Raw genomic sequence first — 4,286 nt, 5'->3', positions numbered from 1 at the left:
TGCTCTTTGCAATTTCATCTCTGTATTTTCTCACATCATTAACAATCGGATCATCAATCATTTTCATCTCCCATAATTTCTTCAGGTGTACAGATTATCGGCAATGAATATCCACGATCTTCAGCTATATGAATCAAGTCACTAAAAGGGGACGGGGTTGCATAAGTTGCATTAACACTCCTCATATCATATTTTTAATACATGCCCAGAAAAGCAAGACTCATCATTCCCGGAGAAATTCATCATGTAATGGCTCGTGGTATTGATGGTCATGCTATATTTGCATACTCCTCCGACAAAGAACGCTTTGTTTCGCTTCTGGGGAAATACCTTGGTAACTCCGGATGCCTCTGTTATGCGTGGGCTGTGATGGATAATCATTATCATCTTCTGCTTAGGCCATTGGATCTTGATTTAACTATTATCATGCGACGACTTAATAGTGCCTATGCCCGGTACTATAATCTCACCTATAGCCGCAAGGGATATGTGTTTCAGGATAGATATAAATCTCTTGCTACTCAAGAGTATTGGTATTTCAGAGAGCTGATTCGGTATATCCATCTCAATCCGATTCGGGCCAGTATCATCTCGTCAATGAAAGAACTTGACCAATATGAATGGACCGGACATAAAACAATCATAAATGAAAAACGTCATGATTGGATTGCAGTTAGAGAAGTGCTGTCTAAGTTCGGGAAAACAATCAAAGATGCAAGGATCAGTTATAAAAAGCACATTGAAGCCGGAATTGGACTAGTTGAAAATGGATGGAGCTTTCCATCTGAGTCTGAAAATGAGAAAGACAGCGACGAGCGAGTGGCAGGAGAAGCATCATTTGTTAAAACTGCCGTAAAAAAGATTGAAAGAGAATTGCAAAAGAAACGGGAAATGGTACAAAATAGGAAATCTCTTGATGCATTAGCTAATGAGGTATGTGAAAACTATGGAATTACGCTGAATGCATTGCTCTCAAGAGGGCGGCTAGATAATCGGTCTCGTGCCAGAAAGAAGTTTTGTGGTGACGCGGTTAAACTATATGGGTATTCAGGAAAAGAAGTTGCCGCTTACATGGGAGTAAATCCTGGATGTGTATCTCGAATGGTATATAGAATTCAATGCGATTAAAAGATGCCTGCCTCAAATATTTCCTTTCTTCATTTATGAGCGGTAGTGTGTTTTATAATATAATGCAATAAAAACAACCCCGTCCCGAATTCCGGAATGCCCCCAGCCACTTTGAGGAACTTATACCGTATTCAATTATCGCGGACTATCTTGGGATATCGATTGCGCCAGTGATGAGAATGTCACAGCGAATCAAATCTACGCTTTCATTAAAGTAAAAAAAGCAAGTCCCCATTTTTTTGGGAAAAGACAATTGTAGAAGAGAGTAAAATAGTCGTATTTTGTACTTGTAAGTAGGCGAATATAGGCGTATATTATATAAATGAAATACATCAATAGAGTTCAAGAAAAAGCATTAAGAGGCTTTTTAAATAGCAGTGAACGAAATAAAAATGTTCTACTTGTTGAAGGTGCTCGTCAGGTTGGGAAAACGACGCTTGTTGAGTATTGTCTTAAAAAGGTAAAAGTACCGGAAATCTCATTGAATCTTGATTTTCATAAAAGGATTCGTAATAAGATAGATTTATGCAGTGAATTTGGTGATTTTGAGTTGATACTCATGGATGAAATTGGATTTGATCCCGAAAAAGAGTCAATACTTTTTATTGATGAAGCTCAGGAAAGTGAAAAACTTGGAAGTTTTGTACGATTCATGAAAGAAAAGTGGGATCATACAATAGTGATTTTGTCAGGTTCTACACTTGTCAGGTTATTTCGGAAAGATCAGCGTTTTCCTGTCGGCAGAATTTCCTGCTTACTCGTAACACCTTTTAATTTTGATGAATTTTTATCAGCAATTAATAAAGAATTTTTAATACAGAACTTTCAAGATTTTGAAAAGATATCTTTAGTTCACCATCAATCCCTACTATCTACACTTGATACGTTTCTTCAAATAGGTGGTTTACCAGCTGTAGTATCATCATTTGTTGATAATGATAAGTGGTTTAAAATTCGGGATGAAATTATTGCGGATTATGATGATGATCTACGACGAATATTCGGTGAAGAAATGATGCCGACTGTAAGAGCGTGTATCCGAGCAGTTGCTCAATTAGTAGGATCAACATTTAAAAATACCGCAGTTATAAAATCACCATCAACTGGGCAAAATGAATCTATAACGTATGTATTATCTCGTCTTGAAGAATGGAAACTAGTTATAAAATCCAGTCAAAGTGGACTTGATCCAATTCAGTCATATCAATATCATCCAAAACGGTATTTGTTTGATACTGGAATTCTACGGGGAATGAGAGAACTTGGTGTTCCGTCAATTAAACTCCTTGAAACTCCAGATCCTGCGACTCGAACAGCTTTGGGGGGTGTGGTAGAAAATCAGACTGCAATTGATTTGAGCCGGTTCGGTAGTGTCATTTCAGGATGGAAGAAAAGTTCATCGGGTACAGAAATTGATTTTATAATTAAAAAAAACGATATAACTTATCCTGTTGAATGTAAAGCTTCTATTAAAGTAAAAGGAAGTCATCTTGCTGGCATTCGCAACTATATGCATTTATACAGTGTAAAAACAGGATTTATCATTAGCCTTGCTCCCTATGAAAAAATAGTCCAAAAAGACGGTTTAACTATTTATAACATACCGTTATATTTGGTAGGAAAATTATTTTCACTTTTGTAAATTTTCTGTTTGTACGTGGGGGAATGGATGGGTAAGATTTTTACCTTATTGGTTACATCTTATTAAGCTTAATTTTATTTCCCCCTTTAATTTCTCATCGATCCCTGCGTTGGAGCTTATCCTGAGACGACTCAAGGGATCAGATGTTTTGTGAATCTGGGGCCGGACTTGCTTTATTGCTTTAACAAAAATGAATGTATAAATATCGAAAGATTTGTTAACCACGAAGGACACGAAGAGCACAAAGTTTAAATAGGGTGTTGTTCAATTCTAAATTTGGCACGATATTCAATTTTTTTTTTGTATTTATCTTCGTATTCTTCGTGGTGATTTGATATTGTTGTGCATGTAAATAATACAAATAGTTGGTTTGCGTACCACCCCTTGAGGGGTTGAGAGGATGAAAGAAAAATTTAGGGGTGAATACACCTCGAAGCAGAGGCGCAGCCAAAGTCGCATTTTCGGCCGGGTTATAAGGGGGCGAAAGCCACCTTTCGGAACTGTCCTGTTTTAGTTAAAGCCGACGCACCAATTAACCGACCGTATTGCCTGAAATAGCGGCTTCTATTATTTTATTTTAATGCGGCAACGTAAAATAACACATTTTCTTATTTTAATGCGAATGATCTATGAAACGTAACCTTCAGGGGCATTACAAAACAATTTCGACAGTTGGAGAGAAGGCCCAGGCATTTATTCCCGCTCCGTTACCACCTTCGCCCTCAATTGATTGGGCACCCCAATTACGAGAAAAGTTCGATCAGGCCCATGTAGCTCTGGGGCGGCTTGACAGTGTATCACGGCTTTTGCCGGATACATCGCTGTTTCTATATATGTATGTGCGCAAGGAAGCAGTTCTTTCATCCATGATCGAAGGCACGCAGTCTTCTCTTTCTGATTTGCTTCTTTTTGAGATGGATGAGGTGCCGGGTGTTCCGACCGACGACGTACAGGAGGTAAGTAACTATGTTGCAGCACTTTACCATGGGCTTGAGCTGCTAAAAAAGGGGTTCCCCTTATCTTTGCGGCTTATCAGGGAGATTCACGGTGTACTGCTATCGAAGGGGCGCGGAAGCAAACATACGCCTGGTGAATTCCGGAAATCACAGAATTGGATAGGCGGCACGCGCCCGGGTAATGCTGCATTCGTTCCTCCACCGGCCGATTATTTAATGGTGTGTCTAGGAAAATTCGAGCTGTTTCTTCATGACCAACCGCAACCCACGCCCGTGCTTCTCAAAGCTGCTTTGGCACATGTACAATTTGAGACAATCCACCCTTTTCTGGATGGCAATGGCCGCCTTGGACGGTTACTCATCACCTTGCTACTCTGTGAACAAAAGATTCTTGGGCAGCCGATGCTGTATTTGAGCCTCTATTTCAAGACGCACCGCCGCTATTACTATGAGCTGCTCAATAACGTGCGCGTGCATGGTGACTGGGAGGCATGGCTTGATTTCTTCGCCGAAGCAGTGATTATTACTGCCAATCAAGCGGTAGGGACAGCTCAACAGCT

General features: G+C 39.7%; 3 protein-coding genes. All 3 read left to right on the top strand.

Going from position 1 to position 4,286, the window contains the following annotated elements:
* Window positions 1-201 precede the first annotated feature (201 nt).
* Window positions 202-1,128, top strand: coding sequence for a hypothetical protein (locus tag GF401_01980; protein MBD3343815.1), 927 nt, complete (start codon window positions 202-204; stop codon window positions 1,126-1,128).
* A 322-nt stretch (window positions 1,129-1,450) separates the two neighbouring features.
* Window positions 1,451-2,770, top strand: a complete 1,320-nt coding sequence (locus GF401_01975; GenBank protein MBD3343814.1) for an AAA family ATPase — start codon at window positions 1,451-1,453, stop codon at window positions 2,768-2,770.
* Window positions 2,771-3,399: 629 nt separating this feature from the next.
* Window positions 3,400-4,286, top strand: an 887-nt coding sequence (locus GF401_01970; protein MBD3343813.1) for a Fic family protein, incomplete at its 3' end; no start/stop codon positions are given.

This window comes from Chitinivibrionales bacterium (genome assembly GCA_014728215.1).
Taxonomy (GTDB): Bacteria; Fibrobacterota; Chitinivibrionia; order Chitinivibrionales; family WJKA01; genus WJKA01.
Note: the sequence above shows the minus strand (reverse complement) of the source record. Positions and strands in the feature narration are given on the sequence as shown.

Coding starts and splice junctions, on each gene's coding strand:
- GF401_01980 (MBD3343815.1), top strand. CDS start 202: ATGCCCAGAAAAGCAAGACTCATCATTCCCGGAGAAATTCATCATGTA.
- GF401_01975 (MBD3343814.1), top strand. CDS start 1,451: ATGAAATACATCAATAGAGTTCAAGAAAAAGCATTAAGAGGCTTTTTA.